The following is a 20,642-nucleotide window of genomic DNA, read 5'->3' on the forward strand; positions in this document are numbered from 1 at the left end:
CCGGGCGTCCCCGGCGCTCACAGGCCCCACCCGGACTCGGGCGCGCCCACGGAGACCACCCGGATCACGGGGTGGCCCGCCTCGTCGGAGGCGTCCAGGTCGACCACGGCGTTGATCCCGTGGTCCAGGTCCCCGTCGGGGTCCTTCAGGATCTGCCGCACCGCCCACCAGCGCGGGCCGGCCAGCTCCAGCGGGGCGGCGACGTCGGGGGCCGCGGTCACGCGGAACAGCTCGGGGCCACGCGCGGCGGGGCCGTCGTCGATGTCCTCGTGGTCGTCGAAGTAGGCGTCGAGGGCGTCGGCCCAGTCGTCGGCGGACAGGTCGCCGGACAGGCGCGCGAGCGCCTCGTCCCGCTCGTCGCCGAACAGGCGCACCCGCTGGAACATCGCGTTGCGGACCATCACCCGGAACACGGGCTCGTTGTCCGTCAGGCGAGGCGGCACCGGCGGCTCGAGCGCCTCCATGTCCCGGCGCAGCTCGTCGATGTCCCCGGCCACCAGGTCCTCCCACTCCTCCAGGAGGGACGAGTCGGTCTGCTTCACCATCTCGTCCAGCCAGTCCAGCAGCACCTGGAGCTCCTCGGTGCGGGCCGCCTCGGGCACCGTGTGGCGCAGCGCCTTGACCGCGTCCGTGAGGTAGCGCAGCAGCACGCCCTCGGACCGGGCGATCCCGTAGAACCGCACGTAGTCGCCGAAGCCCATGGCCCGCTCGAACATGTCGCGCACCACGGACTTGGGGGTCAGCTCGAACTCCGCGAGCCACGGGGCGTCCTGCCGGTAGAGCTCGAACTGCTGCTCGAGGAGCTCGGCCAGCGGCCGCGGGTGGGTGATCTCGTCGAGGGCCCGCATGCGGTCGTTGTAGTCCATGCCCTCGGCCTTCATGGCGGCCACGGCCTCGCCCTTGGCGTGCTTGACCTGGGCGGAGAGCACCTGGCGCGGCGGGTCGAGGGTCGCCTCGATCACGGAGACCACGTCGAGCGCGTGGTCGGGATCGGCCGGGTCCAGCAGGTCGAGCGCGGCGAGGGCGAAGGGGGAGAGCGGCTGGTTGAGCGCGAAGTCCGGCTGCAGGTCCACCGTGAGGTCCACGGTGCGGCCCTCGGCGTCCGGCTCGGGCAGACGCTCGACGACGCCCGTGGCCAGCAGCTCCCGGAAGATCCCGAGCGCGCGGCGCATGAGCACCGCCTGGCGGGCCGGGGTCTCGTGGGTGCCGCGCAGCAGGCGCCGGACCGCGATCACCGGGTCGCCGGGCCGGTCGAGGATGTTCAGCAGCATGGAGTGCGTGATCCGCATGCGGGAGACCAGCGGCTCCGGCTCGGCGGAGACGAGGCGCTCGAACGTCGCCGGCCCCCACGAGACGAAGCCGGCCGGCGGGGTCTTGCGCTTGCCGGACTTCACGGACTGCTTCATGCGCTTGGCCCGCTCGGCCTCGTCCTTGACGTTCGCGAACTTCGCCGCGGCCTTGCGCTCGGCCGCCTTGTTCTCGATCACGTGCTCGGGGGCCTGGACCACCACGGTGCCGGAGGTGTCGAAGCCGGCCCGGCCCGCCCGGCCGGCGATCTGGTGGAACTCGCGGGCCTGGAGCAGGCGGGTCTTCTCGCCGTCGAACTTGGAGAGCGCGGTGAGCAGCACGGTGCGGATCGGCACGTTGATCCCGACGCCCAGCGTGTCCGTGCCGCAGATGACCTTGAGCAGCCCGTCCTGGGCCAGCTTCTCCACGAGGCGGCGGTACTTGGGCAGCATGCCCGCGTGGTGCACGCCGATGCCCGCCCGGACGAGGCGGTTCAGGGTGTGCCCGAAGCCCGCGGAGAAGCGGAAGCCGGCGATCCGCGCGGCGATCGCCTCCTTCTCCTCCCTGGACGTCACCGAGATCGAGGACAGACCCTGGGCCGTCTCCACGGCGTCCAGCTGCGAGAAGTGCACGATGTACACCGGTGCCTGGTGGGTGCCCACGAGCTCCTCGACCTTCTCCTGCAGCGGCACCTCGGACCACTCGAACGTCAGCGGGATGGGGCGCTGCGCGTGGGCGACGACGGCGACCTCGCGCCCGGTGCGCTCGGTCAGGTCCGCCTCGAGGCGGGTCGTGTCGCCGAGGGTGGCCGACATCAGCAGGAACCGGGCCTGCGGCAGCTCGAGGAGGGGCACCTGCCAGGCCCAGCCGCGGGAGGGGTCCGCGTAGTAGTGGAACTCGTCCATCACCACGGTGCCGATCTCCATGCCCGAGCCCTCGCGCAGCGCGCGGTTGGCGAGGATCTCGGCCGTGCAGCAGATGATCGGCGCGTCACCGTTGACGGTGGAGTCACCCGTGACCATGCCCACGTTCTCCGCGCCGAACACGTCCACCAGCGCGAAGAACTTCTCCGAGACGAGCGCCTTGATCGGCGCCGTGTAGTAGGAGACGGCGTCGTGGGCGAGCGCGTCGGCGTGCGCGGCCAGCGCCACCAGGGACTTGCCGGAGCCGGTGGGCGTCGCCAGGATCACGTGCCGGCCCTGGACCAGCTCGAGGGCGGCCTCCTCCTGGGCGGGGTAGAGCGAGATCCCGCGGTCCTCGGTCCAGGCCGCGAAGGCCCCGAAGACGTCGTCGGCGTCCGGGGCCGGCGGGAGCGCGTCGATGCGGTCGGTCAGCGAGGGCGGGTTCGTGGCGGCAGAAGTCATCGCCCCCAGGGTATCGGCCGCTCCGCGCGATACGGTGCCGCCATGAGTCAGATCGCGCCCGAGAGCCCGCACCCGGACACCGACGCCGTCGTGGGGGACGTGACCGGCCGACAGGGCGGGGGGTTCACCTGGGATCCCGCGCAGTACGAGGGCTTCGCCGAACACCGCGCCCGCCCCTTCCACGACCTGGTGGGGCGCGTGCGCGCCGAGGCCCCGCGCGTCGTGGTGGACCTGGGCTGCGGCCCGGGGACCCTGACCCGGACGCTGGCCGAGCGCTGGCCGGACGCCGAGGTGATCGGTCTGGACGACTCGCCCGCCATGCTGGAGCGGGCCCGGGAGCAGGCGGCCCGCACGGGCGCCCCCGCCAACCTGCGCTTCGAGGCGGTCGACGCCTCGCAGTGGCGCCCGTCGGGGGCGACGGACGTCGTGGTGTCCAACGCGATGCTCCAGTGGATCCCGACGCACCGTCGCCTGATCCGGCGCTGGCTCGGGGACCTCACGCCGGGGGCGTGGTTCGCGGCGCAGATCCCGCGGCCCTACGAGCAGCCCTCCCACGCGGCGATCGTGGCGCTGGCGGAGGACCCGGCCTTCTCCGAGCCGCTGCACGGGGTGGCGACGACCCGCACCGTGGCGCCGCCCGAGGAGTACACGCGGCTGTTCCTCGAGGCGGGGTGGTCCCCGGTCGTCTGGGAGACGGAGTACCAGCAGGTGCTGACGGGCGAGGACCCGGTGTTCCGGTGGACCTCCGGCGCGGCCCTGCGACCGAGCCTGCAGGCCCTGGCCCGCTGGGACGCCGAGGAGGGCGCCGCCGAGGGCGCCGGGCTGCTCGAGGCGTTCGTGGACCGGTACCGCGCCGCCATGCGCGAGGCGTACCCGCCGGTGCCCGGTGTCACGGCCGACGACGGCGGCCCGGTCACGATCTTCCCGGCCCGGCGCCTGTTCATGGCGGGGCAGAAGCCGGCCTGACGCTGGGCCCGGGACCGCCCGGGCGCACCGTCACCAGCCGCGCTCGGCCCACTCCGGCAGGTGGGGGCGCTCGGCGCCCAGGGTCGTGGAGGCGCCGTGGCCGGGGTGGACCACCACGTCGTCGTCGAACGCGTCGAAGATCCGATCGCTCACGTCCGTGAACAGCTGACGGAACCGGCCGTCGTCGCCCTCGGTGTTGCCCACCCCGCCCGGGAAGAGGGAGTCGCCGGTGAAGAGCACGGCCGGCTCGTCCGCCTCGGGGCGGCACACCAGCGCGATGGACCCGGGCGTGTGGCCGCGCAGGGCCACCACCTCGAGCCGGAGCCCGTCCGCCCCCACGGTGTCCCCGTGGCGCAGGCGCACGTCGGGGGCGACCCCCGTGGCCTCGGCGATCGCGTCGGCGTCGTCCTCGCCGGCCGCCGTGCGGGCCCCGGTCAGGGAGGCCAGCGCCGGCAACGCGCGCACGTGGTCCCAGTGTCGATGCGTGGTGACGATCATCTCGAGGCGCGGCTCGCACGGGGTGTCGTCCGCGGCCGAGGCGATGAGGTCGCGGATGGCCTCGGCCTCGGCGGCGGCGTCGATCAGCACCTGCGCCCCCGTGGTCTTGGAGGTGAGCAGGTACACGTTGTTGTCCATCTCCGACACGGAGCAGGTGCGCACCGTGACGGCGGGCAGATCGTGCAGGAGGCGGTTCCGGGCGGTCTCGGGCATGCGCAACAGTGTACGGACGGGGCGGTGAGGCGCCAGGGCGGGCCCGGCCCGCGGTGGGTTCGCCCACAGGCGAGACCCCGGTGTCGTGTCCGTACCCGCCCCTATGCTGGCCGCGTGCCCAAGAACTCCTCCACCACCGTCTCCTCCGCCGTCGAGGCCCACCCCGGCGGCCTCGCCTCCGGCCCCGGCGGCGCGCGCTCGGGCGAGCGGGACCGCATCGTCGTCCAGGGCGCCCGCGAGCACAACCTGAAGGACGTGGACGTCAGCTTCCCGCGGGACGCCATGGTCGTGTTCACGGGTCTGTCCGGCTCGGGCAAGTCCTCCCTGGCCTTCGACACGATCTTCGCCGAGGGCCAGCGACGCTACGTCGAGTCGCTCTCCTCCTACGCCCGCATGTTCCTGGGCCGGGTGGACAAGCCGGACGTGGACTTCATCGAGGGCCTGTCCCCGGCCGTGTCCATCGACCAGAAGTCGACCAACCGCAACCCGCGCTCCACGGTGGGGACCATCACCGAGATCTACGACTACATGCGCCTGCTCTGGGCGCGTGTCGGGGTGCCGCACTGCCCGCAGTGCGGCGAGCCGGTGAGCCGGCAGACCCCGCAGCAGATCGTGGACCAGCTCGAGGAGCTGCCCGAGCGCACCCGCTTCCAGGTGCTCGCGCCCGTGGTCCGCGGCCGCAAGGGCGAGTTCGTGGACCTGTTCAAGGACCTGTCCACGCAGGGCTTCGCCCGCGCCGTCGTGGACGGGGAGACCGTCCAGCTCTCGGACCCGCCCGTGCTGAAGAAGCAGGTCAAGCACACCATCGCCGTCGTCGTGGACCGCCTCGCCATGAAGGAGGGCATCCGCCAGCGCCTCACCGACTCGGTGGAGACCGCCCTGAAGCTGGCGGACGGCCTCGTCGTGGCCGAGTTCGTGGACGTGGAGCCGGTCGCCGAGAAGGGCAGGAAGAACACCGCGGAGTTCGGCGGGCGGGACGCCGAGGGCAACCCCCGGTACCGCTCGTTCTCCGAGAAGCTCTCCTGCCCCAACGGGCACGAGCAGACCGTGGACGAGATCGAGCCGCGCTCGTTCTCCTTCAACAACCCGTTCGGCGCGTGCCCCGAGTGCACCGGCATCGGCTCCCGTCTGCAGGTGGACCCGGACCTCGTCGTCGCCAACGACGAGCTGTCCCTGCGCGAGGGCGCCGTCGTGCCGTGGTCGCTCGGCAAGTCCACCTCGGACTACTGGCTGCGCGTGCTCGGCGGGCTGGGCAAGGAGATGGGCTTCTCCCTGGACACCCCGTGGAAGGACCTGACGGAGGCGGAGCGCGACGCCGTCCTGCACGGCAAGGACTTCAAGGTGGAGGTGACGTTCCGCAACCGGTTCGGCCGCGAGCGCCGCTACACCACGGGCTTCGAGGGCGTCATCCCCTACGTGATGCGCAAGCACGGGGAGACCGAGTCGGACGGCGCCCGCGAGCGCTACGAGTCGTTCATGCGGGAGATCCCGTGCCCGGCGTGCCACGGGGCCCGCCTCAACCCCACGGTCCTGAACGTGCTCGTGGGCGGCCTGTCCATCGCGGACGCCACCCGCCTGCCCATGCGGGAGGCCATGGAGTTCTTCTCGGGGCTGCGGCTGACGGACCGGGAGCGGCAGATCGCGGACCAGGTGCTCAAGGAGATCCTGGCCCGGCTGGCGTTCCTGCTGGACGTCGGCCTGGAGTACCTCAACCTGGAGCGGCCGGCCGGCACCCTCTCTGGAGGCGAGGCCCAGCGCATCCGCCTGGCCACGCAGATCGGCTCCGGGCTGGTCGGCGTCCTCTACGTGCTCGACGAGCCGTCCATCGGCCTGCACCAGCGGGACAACCGCCGCCTCATCGAGACCCTCCTGCGCCTGCGGGACCTCGGCAACACCCTCATCGTCGTCGAGCACGACGAGGACACGATCGCCGAGGCGGACTGGATCGTGGACATCGGTCCTCGCGCGGGCGAGCACGGGGGCGAGGTCGTGCACTCGGGCTCCCTGGCGGATCTCAAGGCGAACACGCGGTCCGTCACCGGCGACTACCTCTCCGGGCGCCGCTCCATCGCGGTGCCGGAGCGGCGTCGCGTCCCGGAGAAGGGGCGCGTGCTGACGGTCCGCGGCGCCCAGGAGAACAACCTGAAGGACGTCTCGGTGGAGGTCCCGCTCGGGGTCCTCACGGCCGTGACGGGTGTGTCCGGCTCGGGCAAGTCCACGCTGATCAACGAGATCCTCTACAAGGTCCTGGCCAACCGGCTCAACGGCGCCAAGCTCGTGCCCGGCCGGCACCGGTCCGTGGAGGGGCTCGAGCACCTGGACAAGGTGGTCCACGTGGACCAGAGCCCCATCGGGCGCACGCCGCGCTCCAACCCCGCCACCTACACCGGCGTGTTCGACGCGATCCGCAAGCTCTTCGCAGAGACCCCCGAGGCGAAGGTCCGGGGCTACCAGCAGGGCCGGTTCTCCTTCAACATCAAGGGCGGGCGCTGCGAGGCGTGCGCGGGGGACGGCACGCTGAAGATCGAGATGAACTTCCTGCCGGACGTCTACGTGCCGTGCGAGGTGTGCCACGGGGCCCGGTACAACCGGGAGACGCTCGAGGTCACCTACAAGGGCAAGAACATCGCCGAGGTCCTCGACATGCCGATCGAGGAGGCCGCGGACTTCTTCAGCGCGTACACCCGCATCTCGCGGTACCTGGACACGCTCGTCGACGTCGGTCTGGGCTACGTCCGCCTGGGCCAGCCCGCCACCACGCTCTCGGGCGGCGAGGCCCAGCGCGTGAAGCTGGCGGCCGAGCTCCAGAAGCGCTCCAACGGCCGCACCATCTACGTGCTGGACGAGCCGACCACGGGGCTGCACTTCGACGACATCCGCAAGCTCCTGCACGTGCTCCAGTCCCTCGTGGACAAGGGCAACACGGTGCTCACCATCGAGCACAACCTCGACGTGATCAAGAGTGCCGACCACGTGATCGACCTCGGCCCCGAGGGCGGCTCCGGGGGCGGCACGATCGTGGCCGCGGGCACGCCGGAGGAGGTCGCACACGTCGCGGAGAGCCACACGGGCCGGTTCCTCGCGGAACTGCTCGCGTAGCATGGACCCCGCCCACGCAGGACGCGGACGAAGGAGAGCCATGGCGACGTCGGAGCCCGTGCGCAGGAGCGCCGCCGCGCTCCTGCGGCTCACCTGCCGCCCCGAGGTCGTCGGCATGGAGCACGTCCCTGCGCGGGGCCCCTTCGTCATGGCCTCCAACCACCTGTCCTTCGTCGACTCGGTGATCCTCCAGGCCCTCGCCCCCCGCCCGGTCCACTTCTTCGCCAAGGAGGAGTACTTCACGGGCACGGGCCTGCGGGGCCGCGTCCGGCGGCGGTTCTTCGAGTCCGTGGGCTCCGTCCCCGTCCGCCGGGGCGAGCAGGCCGCCTCCGTGGCCGCGCTCGAGTCCCTCGTGGGCCTGCTCGAGTCCGGCCAGGGCGTCGGCATCTACCCGGAGGGCACCCGCAGCCGCGACGGCCGCCTCTACCGCGGCCGCACCGGTGCGGCCTGGCTGGCCCTGGCCACCGGCGCACCCGTGGTGCCCGTGGGCCTCGTCGGCACGCAGCACCTCCAGCCGCCGGACACGAACGGCTTCCGTCCCCACCGGTTCTCCGTGCGCGTGGGCGCGCCCCTGGACTTCGGCCACCCCGGGCGTCGACACACCCTGCCGCAGCGCCGCGACGCGACGGCGGCGATCATGGACGCCATCGGCGCGCTCTCGGGGCAGGAGCGGGTGGACGCCTACAACGCCGCCCCGGGTGCCCGTGGCTGATCCGGCCTCCTACCGCCCGGCTCCGGGCGAGATCTCCACGTCGCCCGGCGTCTACCGCTTCCGCGACGCGGACGGACGCGTCGTCTACGTCGGCAAGGCGAAGAACCTGCGCGCCCGCCTGAGCTCCTATTTCCAGGACCCCGCCCGGCTGGCCACCAAGACCCGGACCATGGTGTTCACGGCGGCCGCGGTCGAGTGGACCGTCGTCGGCTCCGAGCTGGAGGCGCTCCAGCTCGAGTACACGTGGATCAAGGAGTACCGCCCCCGGTTCAACATCATGTACCGGGACGACAAGTCGTACCCGTACCTGGCCGTGACCATGAACGAGCAGTTCCCGCGCGTCCAGGTGATGCGCGGCGACCGGAAGCCCGGCGTGAAGTACTTCGGCCCGTTCCACCCGGCCAAGGCGATCCGCGAGACCGTGGACCTGATGCTGCGCGTCTTCCCGGTCCGCACGTGCTCGGCCGGCGTGTTCAAGCGGGCCCGCGCCCAGGACCGGCCGTGCCTGCTCGGCTACATCGGCAAGTGCTCGGCGCCCTGCGTGGGCCGGATCAGCCCGGCGGACCATCGCGCGCTGGCCCAGGACTTCTGCGACTTCATGGCCGGGGACGCGAACCGGTTCATCCGCGAGCTGGAGAAGGCCATGGCCCGTGCCGTCGAGGAGCTGCGCTACGAGGACGCGGCCCGGCTGCGGGACGACATCGCCGCGCTGCGCCGCGTGTTCGAGCGCAACGCCGTGGTGCTGCCGGAGAACACGGAGGCGGACATCTTCGCCCTGCACGCGGACGAGCTGGAGGTCGCGGTGCAGGTGTTCCACGTCCGGCAGGGACGCATCCGCGGCCAGCGCGGCTGGGTCATGGAGCGCGTGGAGGACGTCGCCGAGCCGGAGATGGTCGCGCACCTGCTCCAGCAGGTCTACGGCGACCTCGAGGGGCCGGAGCGCATCCCGCACGAGATCCTCGTCCCGGTCGAGCCCGACGACGCCGCACAGCTCACCGAGTGGCTCTCGGGCCTGCGCGGGTCCCGGGTCGCCGTGCGCGTGCCCCGGCGGGGCTCGAAGGCGGACCTCATGGAGACCGTCCGGGAGAACGCGGAGATGGCCCTCAAGCTGCACAAGTCGCGGCGGTCCGGGGACCTCACCACCCGCTCCGCCGCCCTGCGGGAGCTGCAGGAGGCCCTGGAGATCACCGAGCCCCTGCTGCGCATCGAGTGCTACGACATCTCCCACTCCCAGGGCACCAACGTGGTCGGCTCGATGGTCGTCATGGAGGACGGGCTGCCGAAGAAGAAGGACTACCGCCGCTTCAACGTCACGGGGGAGGCCGCCCGGGACGACACGGCGTCCCTGCGCGACGTCCTGCGGCGTCGTTTCGCCCGCCTGGCCAAGGAGCGCGCGGAGGGCGCCCCGCTCTCCGGTCAGGTCGAGGGGGACGATCAGGAGGCGGGGCGCCGCTTCGCGTACCCGCCCTCGCTCGTGGTGGTCGACGGCGGCCCGCCCCAGGTGGCCGCGGCCGCGGCGGTCCTCGAGGAGCTGGGCCTGGACGACCTGCCCGTGGTCGGGCTGGCCAAGCGGCTCGAGGAGGTGTGGCTGCCGGGCGACGAGTTCCCGGTGGTCCTGCCGCGCACCTCGGAGGGCCTGTACCTGCTCCAGCGCATCCGTGACGAGTCGCACCGGTTCGCGATCGCGGGCCACCGCAGCCGGCGGTCCAAGGCGATGACCGTCTCCGCCCTGGACGGGATCCCGGGCCTGGGCCCGGCCAAGCGCACCGCGCTGCTGAACCACTTCGGCTCCGTCGCCGAGATCCGGGCCGCCGGCGTGGACCGGCTGACCGAGGTCGCCGGCATCGGGCCGCGGCTGGCCGAGGCCGTCCACACGGCGCTCACGGCCGACACGCCCGCGGATACAGTGGAGTCATGACCGAGGAGACCCTCCAGCCGGAGAAGCCGCCGACATCCGAGGTGCTCGTGATCGCCGGGATGTCCGGCGCCGGACGGACCACCGCCGCGCACGCGCTCGAGGACCACGGCTGGGACGTGGTGGAGAACATGCCGCCGGCCCTGTTCGGCACGCTGGCCGAGCTCATCGCCCGCTCGCCGGAGGCGTTCCCGCGCCTGGCGATCGTGGTGGACGTGCGCTCGCGCTCCTACTTCGAGGAGCTGTACGCCGCCCTGCAGCACCTGGCCAACAGCGGAGTGGAGTATCGCACCGTGTTCCTCGATGCGGAGGACCACGTCCTCCTGCAACGCTTCGAGGCCGGCCGCCGCCCCCACCCGATGCAGGGCAACGCCCGGCTGCTGGACGGCATCCGCGCGGAGCGGGACGTCGTCGAGCCGCTCAAGGCGCGTGCCGACGTCGTGGTGGACACCACCGAGCTGAACGTGCACGGCCTGGCCACGGAGATCACCGAGCTGTTCTCGGAGTCCGGCCCCGTCACGCTGCGCCTGACCATCATGAGCTTCGGGTTCAAGTACGGCGTCCCGGCGGACGCGAACTTCGTGGCGGACATGCGCTTCATCCCCAACCCCCACTGGGTGCCGGCGCTGCGTCCGCACACGGGCACGGAGGCCGCGGTCGCGGACTACGTGCTCTCCCGCCCCGGTGTCGAGGACTTCCTGCGCACGTACGTCGCCATGCTGGGGCCGGTGTTCGAGGGCTACCGGCGGGAGAACAAGCACTACGCTACGCTCGCCATCGGCTGCACGGGCGGCAAGCACCGCTCCGTGGCCGTCGCCGAGGAGCTGGCCCGGCGCCTGGCCCAGGTGCCCCACGTCACGGTGCACGTCCAGCACCGGGACATGGGGCGCGAATGACGTCCCCGCTCACCGGCCAACTGCCCCTGCCGCCCGGGATGGGTTCGGAAGGGCGCGGGGTGGGTGCGGGCATGTCCCGCCCCACGGCCCGCGTCACCGCCCTCGGCGGCGGCCACGGCCTCTCCGCGTCCCTCGCGGCCCTGCGGCACGTGGCCGGGCACCTCACGGCCATCGTCACGGTGGCGGACGACGGTGGCTCCTCCGGCACCATCCGCCGGGAGATGGCGGTGCTGCCGCCCGGCGACCTCCGCATGGCGCTGGCCGCCCTGTGCGACGACACCGACTGGGGTCGGACCTGGGCCCACGTCATGCAGCACCGCTTCCGCTCCACCGAGGTGCCCGCCGACCAGGCCACCCTGGACAACCACGCGCTCGGGAACCTCCTGATCGTCGCCCTCTGGGAGCTGCTGGGCGACCCGGTGGACGGGCTGCGCTGGGCCGGCGCCCTGCTGCGGGCGCACGGTGAGGTCCTGCCGGTCTCGCGGGTGCCGCTGACCATCGGCGGGGACGTGCTCAGCGCCGGCCCGGACGGCCGCCTGCGCACCCGATGCGTGGAGGGCCAGGTGGCCCTCGCGGTCGCCGCGTTCGAGGGGCGCGTCACCGACGTCCGCCTGAGCCCGTCCGACGCCCCCGCCACCCCGGAGGCGCTCTCGGCGATCGAGCTGGCCGACTGGGTGGTGCTCGGACCCGGCTCGCTGTACACGTCGGTGCTGCCGCACCTGCTGATGCCGGACGTGCGCGCGGCCCTCGCCGCCACCACCGCCCGGCGCCTCATGGTGCTGAACCTGCGCACGGGAGACCAGGAGACCACCGGCCTCACCCACGCCGACCACCTCAAGGTGCTGCGCTCCTATGCGCCGGACCTCCGGCTGGACGTGGTGATCGCCGACGTGGACGCGGTCACCGACCGGGCGGCGGTGGAGGCCGAGGCGGCCCGGATGGGCGCGCGCGTGGCGTTCAGTAGAGTGAGCAGTGCCCAGGATCCCCAGGTCCACGACCCGCTGCGCCTGGCCGTCGCGATCGACGAGGCGATGACCCACTGACGCGCGCACCTCGCCGAGAAGGAGCACGAGCATGGCGCTGACCATGACCCTCAAGGAGGAGCTGGCCCGTGTGCCGGTCGCCGCGACCCCGGAGCGGCGGGCGGAGACCGCGGCGATGCTGCGGTTCGCCGGGGGGTTGCACCTCGTGGCCGGCCGCGTCGTCGTGGAGGTTGAACTGGACCACGGCGCCAGTGCGCGCCGCCTGCGCGCCGCCATCACCGAGCTGTACGGCCTGGCCCCGGAGATCGTGGTGGTCTCCGGCGGCAACCTGCGCCGTGGTCAGCGGTACGTGCTCCGGGTCGTGCGCGGGGGAGAGGACCTCGCCCGGCAGACCGGGCTCATCGACCAGCGGGGACGGCCCGTGCGTGGCCTCGCGCCGGTCCTCGTCAGCGGGACGACGGCGGCCACCGCCGCCGTGTGGCGCGGGGCCCTGCTGGCCCACGGCTCCCTCACCGAGCCCGGCCGCTCGGCGGCCCTCGAGGTGACCACGCCGGGCCCGGAGGCCGCGCTCGCGCTGGTGGGGGCCGCGCGTCGGCTCCGCGTGGCGGCGAAGGCGCGCGAGGTGCGTCAGTCGGACCGCGTCGTGGTCCGCGACGGCGAGGCGATCGCCACGCTGCTCGCCGCCGTCGGCGCGGAGCAGACCGCGACCCTCTGGCGCGAGCGGCGCGAGCGCAAAGAGGTCCGGGCCACCGCCAACCGCCTGGCGAACTTCGACGACGCCAACCTGCGCCGTTCCGCCCAGGCCGCTGTCACGGCCGGGGCGAAGGTGGAGCGGGCCCTCGAGATCCTCGGGGACGAGGTGCCCGACCACCTTCGCTACGCGGGACGGCTGCGCCTCGAGCACAAGCAGGCCTCCCTCGACGAGCTCGGCCGCCTCGCGGACCCGCCGATGACCAAGGACGCCGTCGCCGGGCGCATCCGCCGGCTACTGGCCATGGCGGACAAGCGGGCCGCCGAGCGGGGCATCCCCGGGACGGACGCGGCCTCCGAAGGCTGAGCGCGGGATCACCGTCGACGGGATCTGGCCCCGGCGCTCCGCCCCCGATCACAATGGAGACGGATGGAATACGCCGCCGAGACGCGAGGTTGCCCGAGGTGGAGGCCGAGGGCGTCCTGCCCGCAGCCTCGCCTGACCAAGGAGGAAGCATGACCGAATACACCCTTCCGGAGCTGGACTACGACTACGCCGCGCTGGAGCCGCACATCTCGGCCCGCATCATGGAGCTGCACCACTCCAAGCACCACGCCACGTACGTCAAGGGCGCGAACACCGCCCTGGAGAAGCTGGCCGCCGCGCGTGAGGCCGGCGACTTCGGCTCCGTGAACCAGCTGTCGAAGGACCTCGCCTTCAACCTGGGCGGGCACACGAACCACTCGATCTTCTGGAAGAACCTCTCGCCGGAGGGCGGCGACAAGCCGACCGGCGAGCTGGCCGCCGCCATCGACGAGTACTTCGGCTCGTTCGACCAGTTCCAGGCCCACTTCACCGCCGCCGCCCTCGGCATCCAGGGCTCCGGCTGGGCCGTGCTGGCCTACGAGCCCATCGGCGGCAACCTGGTGATCGAGCAGTTCTACGACCAGCAGAACGGCGTGCCGGTCGCCACCATCCCGCTGTTCCAGCTGGACATGTGGGAGCACGCCTTCTACCTCGACTACCAGAACGTCAAGGCGGACTACGTCAAGGCGATCTGGAACATCGTGAACTGGGCCGACGTGCAGGCCCGCTTCGAGGCCGCCCGCGCCGGCGCCTCCGGCCTGATCCTCCCGGCCTGATCCACACCGCGCACCGGGGCGCTGACGTCGTGGCCCCACGACGTCAGCGCCCCGATGCGGGGAGGGGCTCGGCGCTCCGGCCCTGTCCCCACCGCGCGCCCGGACCGGGCGCGACCGCTCGACCGTACCGCCCCGGACCCACCGCCACGGGGACCACGCAACGCGAACTAACGAGAGAGACCACCATGACCAAGATCGCCATCAACGGCTACGGCCGCATCGGACGCAACATCGTGCGCGTGCTCAGGGACCGCGGCCACGAGAACCTCGAGCTGGTCGCGGTGAACGACCTCGCCGACCCCGAGGACCTGTTCTGGCTGACCCAGTACGACACCATCCTGGGCCGCTACCCGGGCGAGCTGGAGCGGACCGAGAAGGGGTTCCGCATCGACGGCCGCGACGTCGCGTTCTTCCAGGAGGCCGACCCGACGAAGCTGCCGTGGGGTGAGCTCGGCGTGGACCTGGTCATCGAGTGCACCGGCATCTTCACGACCGGCCCCAAGGCGCAGGCCCACCTCGACGCCGGGGCCAAGAAGGTCCTCATCTCCGCTCCCGCCAAGGAGGTCGACGGCACCTTCGTGATGGGTGTGAACGAGCACACCTACGACGCGGAGACGATGCACATCGTCTCGAACGCCTCGTGCACCACGAACTGCCTGGCCCCGATGGCGAAGGTCCTCAACGACGAGTTCGGCATCGTGGACGGCATCATGACCACGATCCACGCGTACACCGGCGACCAGAACCTGCACGACAACGTGCACAAGAAGGATCGCCGTCGGGCGCGCGCCGCCGCCCAGAACATGGTGCCCACCTCCACGGGCGCGGCCAAGGCCATCGGCGAGGTCATCCCGGAGCTGAAGGGCAAGCTCGACGGCTTCGCCATGCGGGTGCCCACCATCACCGGCTCGGCCACCGACCTGACCGTGGAGCTGACGCGCCACGTGGAGGTCGAGGAGATCAACGCGGCGTTCAAGAAGGCCGCGGAGTCCGGTCCGCTGCAGGGCCGCCTGGTCTACTCGGAGGACCCGATCGTGTCCTCGGACATCATCACCTCCCCGGCGGCGTGCACCTTCGACGCCCCGCTGACCAAGTCCATCGGCCAGACCGTGAAGATCATCGGCTGGTACGACAACGAGTACGGCTACACCTCCCAGCTCATGGACTTCGCAGACCTCATCGGCTCGAAGCTCTGAGCCCGCACGGCGCCCGACGGCCCGGGCCGACGGTTCCTCCGTCGGCCCGGGCCGTCCGCCTAGACTGCACCGTGAACCGACCCCGCTCCGGCACCCCAGGAGGCATCATGCCCGCACCGACCCTCACCGATCTGCTCGAGGCCGGCGTCGCCGGCCGCACCGTGCTCATCCGGTCCGACCTGAACGTCCCGCTGGACGGGGACACCGTCACCGACGACGGCCGCATCCGGGCCTCGCTGCCCGCGATCCGGGACCTGGCCGAGGCCGGTGCGCGCGTGATCGTCATGGCCCACCTGGGCCGCCCCAAGGGTGAGCCGGACCCCGCGTACTCCCTCCGTCCGGTCGCCGCGCGCATGGCCGAGCTGCTGGGCGCCGACGTCGCCCTGGCCGCGGACGTGACCGGGGACGACGCGCGCGCGAAGGCCGCCGCCCTGCAGGACGGCCAGGTGCTGTTGCTGGAGAACGTGCGCTTCGACGCCCGCGAGACCTCCAAGGACGATGCCGAGCGCGCCGCGCTGGCCGGCGAGATGGCGGCGCTGGCCGGCGACGACGGCGCCTACGTGGGCGACGCCTTCGGCGCGGTCCACCGCAAGCACGCCTCCGTGTTCGACGTCGCGGCACAGCTGCCGGCCCACCAGGGCCCGCTGGTCGCCGCCGAGCTCGAGGTGCTCACCCGTCTGACCGAGTCCCCGGAGCGGCCTTACGTCGTCGTGCTGGGCGGGTCGAAGGTCTCGGACAAGCTGGCCGTGATCGACAACCTGCTGGACAAGGCCGACACGCTGCTGATCGGCGGCGGCATGCTCTTCACGTTCCTCAAGGCGCAGGGCCACGAGGTGGGCGCCTCCCTGCTCGAGGAGGACCAGCTCGACACCGTCCGCGAGTACCTGCGCCGCTCCGAGGCCGGGGCCGCCCGCATCGTGCTCCCCACGGACATCGTCATGGCCTCCGGCTTCGCGGCCGACGCCGAGCACGAGGTCCTGGCCGTGGACGCCCTCACCTCGGGCGCGCACGGCGCGTCCGCCATGGGCTTGGACATCGGCCCCGAGACGGCCCGGGCGTTCGCGGAGCAGATCCGCGGCGCCCAGACCGTGTTCTGGAACGGCCCCATGGGCGTGTTCGAGTTCCCGGCCTTCGCGGAGGGCACCCGGGCGGTGGCCCGGGCCCTCACCGAGGCCTCCGCGGCCGGCGGCCTGTCGGTGGTCGGCGGCGGCGACTCCGCGGCGGCCGTGCGCACGCTCGGCTTCGCCGACGACGCGTTCGGCCACATCTCCACCGGCGGCGGCGCCTCCCTCGAATACCTCGAGGGCAAGGAGCTCCCGGGCGTCACCGCCCTGGTCGGCGAGGGGCGGGCGTGAGCATGGCGGAGCAGACCACACGCGTGCCGCTGATCGCGGGCAACTGGAAGATGAACCTGGACCACCTCGAGGCCGTCACCCTGGTGCAGCGCCTCACGTGGCTCCTCACGGACGCGGACCATGACCAGGAGGCCGTGGAGGTCGCGGTGTTCCCGCCCTTCACGGGCCTGCGGGCCGTGCAGACGCTCGTCACCGGCGACCGCCTGGACCTCGCCTACGGCGCGCAGGACCTCTCGCCCGAGGACGCCGGCGCCTACACGGGCGACGTCTCCGGCGCGTTCCTGGCCGCGCTGGGGTGCCGCTACGCGATCGTGGGCCACTCCGAGCGTCGCACCCTCCACGGGGAGGACGACGCGCTCGTCGCGCGCAAGGCCGCCGCGGCCCTGCGCCACGGCCTCACCCCGGTGATCTGCGTGGGCGAGGGCCTGGAGGTGCGCCAGGCCGGCCGGCACGTCGAGCACACGCTCGCCCAGCTGGAGGGCTCGATCGCGGGCCTGTCGGCGCAGGACGTGGCCGGCGTCGTCGTCGCCTACGAGCCCGTGTGGGCGATCGGCACGGGCGAGGTCGCCGGCCCCGAGGACGCGCAGCAGATGTGCGCGGCCCTGCGCGCCCGCGTGGCCGCACTGCACGGCGACGACGTCGCCGCCGGACTGCGGATCCTCTACGGCGGCTCCGTGAAGTCCTCCAGCGCGCCGGCGCTGCTGGCGCAGCCAGACGTGGACGGCGCCCTCGTGGGCGGCGCCAGCCTCGACGCGGACGAGTTTGCTAAGATCGTCCGGTTCGACCAGGCCTGATCCGTCCGGCCCGACCGACCGCATTCTCCGTGACGGCCCCGGCGCGCGCCGGGGCCGCACCTCGACCCGAGGAGCCCTCCCGTGGACGTCCTGACCCTGGCCCTGCAGATCCTCGTGGTCGTGCTCAGCGTGGTCATCGTGCTGCTCATCCTGCTGCACAAGGGCCGCGGCGGCGGCGTCTCGGACATGTTCGGCGGCGGCGTGACCAGCTCGATGAGCTCCTCGGGCTCCGCCCAGCGTCTGCTCACCCGCCTGACCGTCGGCTCCGTGGTCGCCTGGGGTGTCGTGATCGCCCTGCTCGGCGTCCTGCCGCGTCTGACCATGGAGTCCTGAGGCCGCCCCGCCGGGCCCCGACGCGAACGCCCCGCACGGAAGATCCGTGCGGGGCGTTCGCGCGTCCCGGACCGGTGGGGCGCCGGGGGCCCCTCAGCGTTCGGAGGCCTGCACGGGGGAGAGGTCCGTGCGCGGCAGGCCCTGGTGGAGCACGGCGCCGAAGACCTCGTCCGGGTCCAGGCGGCGCAGCTCCTCGGCCAGGCAGTCCTGGATCGTCCGGCGTGGCAGGGAGATGCGCTGCACCGGCCGGCCCTGCTGATAGAGCCGGGCCACCTGCGACTGCGAGCGGGAGAGCACCACGTCCCCGTCCGTGCACCGCAGGCGCACCGCACGGATCCCGTGGCCGACCTTCGAGTGCGCGATCGTCACGGGCACCTTCAGGGTCAGGGTGAGCCACGCCGCGAGCAGCATGGTGCTGGGGGAGTCCGGCGCCCCGTCCACCGTCACCGAGCGCAGGGTGGCCACGTCGAGCGTGTCGAAGATCCCGGCCACCTGGATCCGCCACAGCGTCAGGCGCGTCCAGGCCAGGTCGGTGTCCCCCTCATGGTGGCCCGCGCGCAGAGCCCACAGGGCGGGCTCGGCCGCGGACGCCGAGGCCGTGTCCGTGATCCGGCGATGGGCCAGGCGACCGAGCGCCGTCGCCGAGGGGACCCCGGGTGGCACCCCGGGCCACCACACGACGATGGGCGCATCGGGCAGGAGCAGCCCGGAGACGAGCGACTCGTCGGCGTGGGCGTTCTCCCCGGCGCACCACAGCACCACGACGTCGGAGGCGCCGGCGTCGCCCCCGACCCGGATCTCGGCGTCCAGGCGGGTGGGGGCCGCGGGGTCGCCCAGGGCCAGGACGACGATGCGGCACGGGTGTTCGAGCGAGGCCGCGTTGGCGGCCTGGACGGCGGACTCGATGCCGGCGTCGTCCGTGCTGATCACGAGCGTGAGGACGCGGCCGAGGGCCACGACCCCGCTCTTCTCGCGCAGCTGCGTGATGCGCTTGGCCACCTGGGAGGTGGTGGTGTCGTGCATGCGGATCTTCACGGGCGCCTCCAGCTTCGTCCGTCGCGGGCCATGAGGGCGTCGGCCGAGGGCGGTCCCCACGTGCCCGGGGCGTAGGGCTCGGGCTGGGTGCCCAGGCTCGCCCAGTGCTCCTCGAACGGGTCCACGATCCGCCAGGACAGCTCCACCTCGGCCTGGCGCGGGAACAGCGGCGGCTCCCCGAGGAGCACGTCGAGGATGAGACGCTCGTACGCCTCGGGGGAGTCCTCGGTGAAGGCGTGGCCGTAGCCGAAGTCCATCGTGACGTCGCGGATCTCGGTCTGCGTGCCGGGCACCTTGGACGCGAAGCGGATGGTGACGCCCTCGTCCGGCTGCACCCGGATGACGATGATGTTCTGCCCGAACTCGTCCCCGTCGTGGACGGGGAACAGCAGGTGCGGGGGCTTCTTGAAGACGACGGCGATCTCCGTCACCCGCCGGCCGAGGCGTTTGCCGGCCCGCAGGTAGAACGGCACGCCCTGCCAGCGCCGCGTGCGGATGCCCACCTTGAGCGCGGCGTACGTCTCCGTGACGGACGCCGGGTTGAAGCCCTCCTCGTCGAGGAATCCCGTGACCCGCTCGCCGCCCTGCCAGCCGGAGGTGTACTGGCCGCGGGCGGAGGCCGCCGCGAGTCCCTCGGGCGTGTCCGGGACGGTCACGGCCTCGAGGACCTTCTCCTTCTCCGCGCGCAGATGGTCCGCGTCGAACGAGATCGGCTCCTCCATCGCGGTGAACGCGAGCAGCTGCAGGAGGTGGTTCTGGATGACGTCGCGCGCCGCGCCCACGCCGTCGTAGTAGCTCGCCCGTCCACCGATGCCGATGTCCTCGGCCATCGTGATCTGGACGTGGTCCACGTGCTCCGCGTTCCAGAGCGGCTCGAACATCCGGTTGGCGAACCGGAACGCGAGGATGTTCTGCACCGTCTCCTTGCCGAGGTAGTGGTCGATGCGGAACACCGCGTCCGAGGGGAAGACGCGCTCGATCACAGCATTGAGCTCCTGCGCGCTGGCCAGGTCGTGGCCGAAGGGCTTCTCGATGACCACGCGGCGCCACGGGCCCTCGGCCGGCTGCGACCGGTCGGCCAGGCCCTGGTCGGCCAGGTGGCGGGAGACGGCCTCGAACCAGTCCGGCGGGATGGAGAGGTAGAACGCGGTGTTCCCCCGCGTGCCGCGTGAGGTCTCGAGCTCGGCGAGCACCTCGTCGAGACGGACGTAGGCAGCCTCGTCGTCGAACGCGCCGGAGACGAAGCGCAGACCGCCCTGGAACTGGTCCCACACGGTCTCGTCGAACGTGGTCCGGGAGGAGGCCTCGACAGCGGCGCGCACGTAGTCGGCGAACTCCTCGTCGGACCAGCTGCGGCGACCGAAGCCGACGAGGGAGAACGCCGGCGGCAGCAGGCCGCGTTGGGCCAGGTCGTACATGGCCGGCAGGAGCTTCTTCTTCGCCAGGTCGCCCGTCACGCCGAACAGCACGAGCGCCGACGGGCCCGCGATGCGGGTCAGGCGCCGGTCACGGGGGTCGCGCAGCGGGTTGCGGGGGGCGGTCCGGGACTCACCGGCCACGGACGGCGCTCCTCAGGGCCTCGATGCCCGCGTCGCGGCGGCGCAGGTGCAGGGTGACCACGGGGCGGCCGAGATCGCCCAGCACCCGGGCGTCGCCCGCTGCCTGCGCGGCGATGAGCCTGCCCAGGGAGAACGGGCGGCCGGGCACCTCGAGGTCCAGGCCGGCGTCGCCGGTGATCTGCAGGAACACGCCGACGGCCGGGCCGCCCTTGTGGAACTGTCCGGTGGAGTGCAGGAACCGCGGACCCCAGCCGAACGTGACCGGGCGGCCGACCAGGTCCGCCAGGTCCGCGCGCAGCTCCTCGAGCTCGGCGTCGTCATGACGGGAGAGGTAGGCGTGGACCGCCAGGTAGCCGCCCTCGGGCACCAGTGCCGCCGTGGCGCGCAGCACGCCGGCCAGGTCCGGGGCAGAGGTCACGGACGCCGGGCCGGAGACCTCGACACCCTCCACCTCGCCGTCGGCCGGCCGCTCGGCGGCGGGGCCGTCCAGCAGGGTGCGGGCGGCGGCCTTGGCGGCCTCCACGTCCGGCTGGTCGAAGGGGTTGATCCCGAGCAGCCGGCCGGCCACCGCGGTGGCCACCTCCCACAGCAGCAGCTGGGAGAC

General features: G+C 72.7%; 16 protein-coding genes and 1 pseudogene. 12 read left to right on the forward strand and 5 right to left on the reverse strand.

The genetic code is table 11. The features are described 5' to 3' along the window. Positions 1–17: 17 nt before the first annotated feature. Positions 18–2,651, reverse strand: a complete 2,634-nt coding sequence (locus tag D8M29_RS02310; protein WP_127435440.1) for an RNA helicase — start codon at positions 2,649–2,651, stop codon at positions 18–20. Positions 2,652–2,693: 42 nt separating this feature from the next. Here D8M29_RS02310 and D8M29_RS02315 point away from each other — a divergent pair, with 42 nt between their 5' ends. Continuing rightward, on the forward strand, positions 2,694–3,617 hold the full coding sequence (locus D8M29_RS02315) for a methyltransferase domain-containing protein (protein WP_036382741.1): 924 nt from the start codon (positions 2,694–2,696) through the stop codon (positions 3,615–3,617). A 30-nt stretch (positions 3,618–3,647) separates the two neighbouring features. Here the strand turns inward: D8M29_RS02315 and D8M29_RS02320 are convergent, their stop codons facing one another. Next, the gene (locus D8M29_RS02320; RefSeq protein ID WP_036315309.1) at positions 3,648–4,328 is read right to left on the reverse strand and encodes an MBL fold metallo-hydrolase; all 681 of its coding nucleotides are present in this window, start codon (positions 4,326–4,328) and stop codon (positions 3,648–3,650) included. 114 nt (positions 4,329–4,442) lie between these two features. Here D8M29_RS02320 and uvrA point away from each other — a divergent pair, with 114 nt between their 5' ends. From uvrA to secG, 11 genes are all read left to right on the forward strand, one after another. Further along, positions 4,443–7,427 carry an excinuclease ABC subunit UvrA gene (uvrA, locus tag D8M29_RS02325; protein ID WP_036315307.1) on the forward strand — a complete coding sequence of 995 codons (2,985 nt, stop codon included), beginning with the start codon at positions 4,443–4,445 and terminating at the stop codon, positions 7,425–7,427. 40 nt (positions 7,428–7,467) lie between these two features. Further along, positions 7,468–8,139 carry a 1-acyl-sn-glycerol-3-phosphate acyltransferase gene (locus D8M29_RS02330; protein ID WP_036315306.1) on the forward strand — a complete coding sequence of 224 codons (672 nt, stop codon included), beginning with the start codon at positions 7,468–7,470 and terminating at the stop codon, positions 8,137–8,139. Beyond that, entirely contained in the window at positions 8,132–10,057 is a 1,926-nt protein-coding gene (gene uvrC, locus D8M29_RS02335) for an excinuclease ABC subunit UvrC (RefSeq protein ID WP_036315391.1), read from the forward strand. The genes D8M29_RS02330 and uvrC overlap by 8 nt, the downstream gene beginning before the upstream one ends. Continuing rightward, on the forward strand, positions 10,054–10,950 hold the full coding sequence (gene rapZ, locus D8M29_RS02340; protein WP_036315303.1) for an RNase adapter RapZ: 897 nt from the start codon (positions 10,054–10,056) through the stop codon (positions 10,948–10,950). Before uvrC ends, rapZ begins: the two co-directional genes overlap by 4 nt. Beyond that, entirely contained in the window at positions 10,947–11,993 is a 1,047-nt protein-coding gene (yvcK, locus tag D8M29_RS02345; protein WP_036315301.1) for a uridine diphosphate-N-acetylglucosamine-binding protein YvcK, read from the forward strand. Before rapZ ends, yvcK begins: the two co-directional genes overlap by 4 nt. 31 nt (positions 11,994–12,024) lie before the next feature. Next, the gene (gene whiA, locus D8M29_RS02350) at positions 12,025–12,990 is read left to right on the forward strand and encodes a DNA-binding protein WhiA (protein WP_036315298.1); all 966 of its coding nucleotides are present in this window, start codon (positions 12,025–12,027) and stop codon (positions 12,988–12,990) included. 149 nt (positions 12,991–13,139) lie between these two features. Next, positions 13,140–13,766, forward strand: a complete 627-nt coding sequence (locus tag D8M29_RS02355; RefSeq protein WP_036315296.1) for a superoxide dismutase — start codon at positions 13,140–13,142, stop codon at positions 13,764–13,766. Positions 13,767–13,951: 185 nt separating this feature from the next. Further along, positions 13,952–14,962, forward strand: coding sequence for a type I glyceraldehyde-3-phosphate dehydrogenase (gene gap / locus D8M29_RS02360; RefSeq protein WP_041105191.1), 1,011 nt, complete (start codon positions 13,952–13,954; stop codon positions 14,960–14,962). Positions 14,963–15,069: 107 nt separating this feature from the next. Beyond that, a complete protein-coding gene (gene pgk, locus D8M29_RS02365) occupies positions 15,070–16,317 on the forward strand; it encodes a phosphoglycerate kinase (RefSeq protein ID WP_041105189.1) in 1,248 nt (415 codons plus the stop codon). A 2-nt stretch (positions 16,318–16,319) separates the two neighbouring features. Continuing rightward, on the forward strand, positions 16,320–17,111 hold the full coding sequence (tpiA, locus tag D8M29_RS02370; protein ID WP_036315288.1) for a triose-phosphate isomerase: 792 nt from the start codon (positions 16,320–16,322) through the stop codon (positions 17,109–17,111). An 81-nt stretch (positions 17,112–17,192) separates the two neighbouring features. After that, positions 17,193–17,444, forward strand: a complete 252-nt coding sequence (gene secG, locus D8M29_RS02375; protein WP_036315286.1) for a preprotein translocase subunit SecG — start codon at positions 17,193–17,195, stop codon at positions 17,442–17,444. A 93-nt stretch (positions 17,445–17,537) separates the two neighbouring features. On the opposite strand, the gene D8M29_RS02380 is transcribed toward secG, so the two are convergent. From D8M29_RS02380 to D8M29_RS02390, 3 genes and pseudogenes are all read right to left on the reverse strand, one after another. Next, the gene (locus D8M29_RS02380; protein WP_036315284.1) at positions 17,538–18,479 is read right to left on the reverse strand and encodes a glucose-6-phosphate dehydrogenase assembly protein OpcA; all 942 of its coding nucleotides are present in this window, start codon (positions 18,477–18,479) and stop codon (positions 17,538–17,540) included. Beyond that, positions 18,476–20,038, reverse strand: coding sequence for a glucose-6-phosphate dehydrogenase (gene zwf / locus D8M29_RS02385; RefSeq protein ID WP_036315281.1), 1,563 nt, complete (start codon positions 20,036–20,038; stop codon positions 18,476–18,478). The genes D8M29_RS02380 and zwf overlap by 4 nt, the downstream gene beginning before the upstream one ends. Next, positions 20,028–20,642: pseudogene (locus D8M29_RS02390) on the reverse strand (glucose-6-phosphate isomerase); the annotation flags it as partial. The pseudogene D8M29_RS02390 and the gene zwf, both read right to left, overlap by 11 nt.

Origin of the sequence: Micrococcus sp. HSID17227 (assembly GCF_003989405.1) — a bacterium.
GTDB classification, from domain to species: domain Bacteria; phylum Actinomycetota; class Actinomycetes; order Actinomycetales; family Micrococcaceae; genus Micrococcus; species Micrococcus luteus.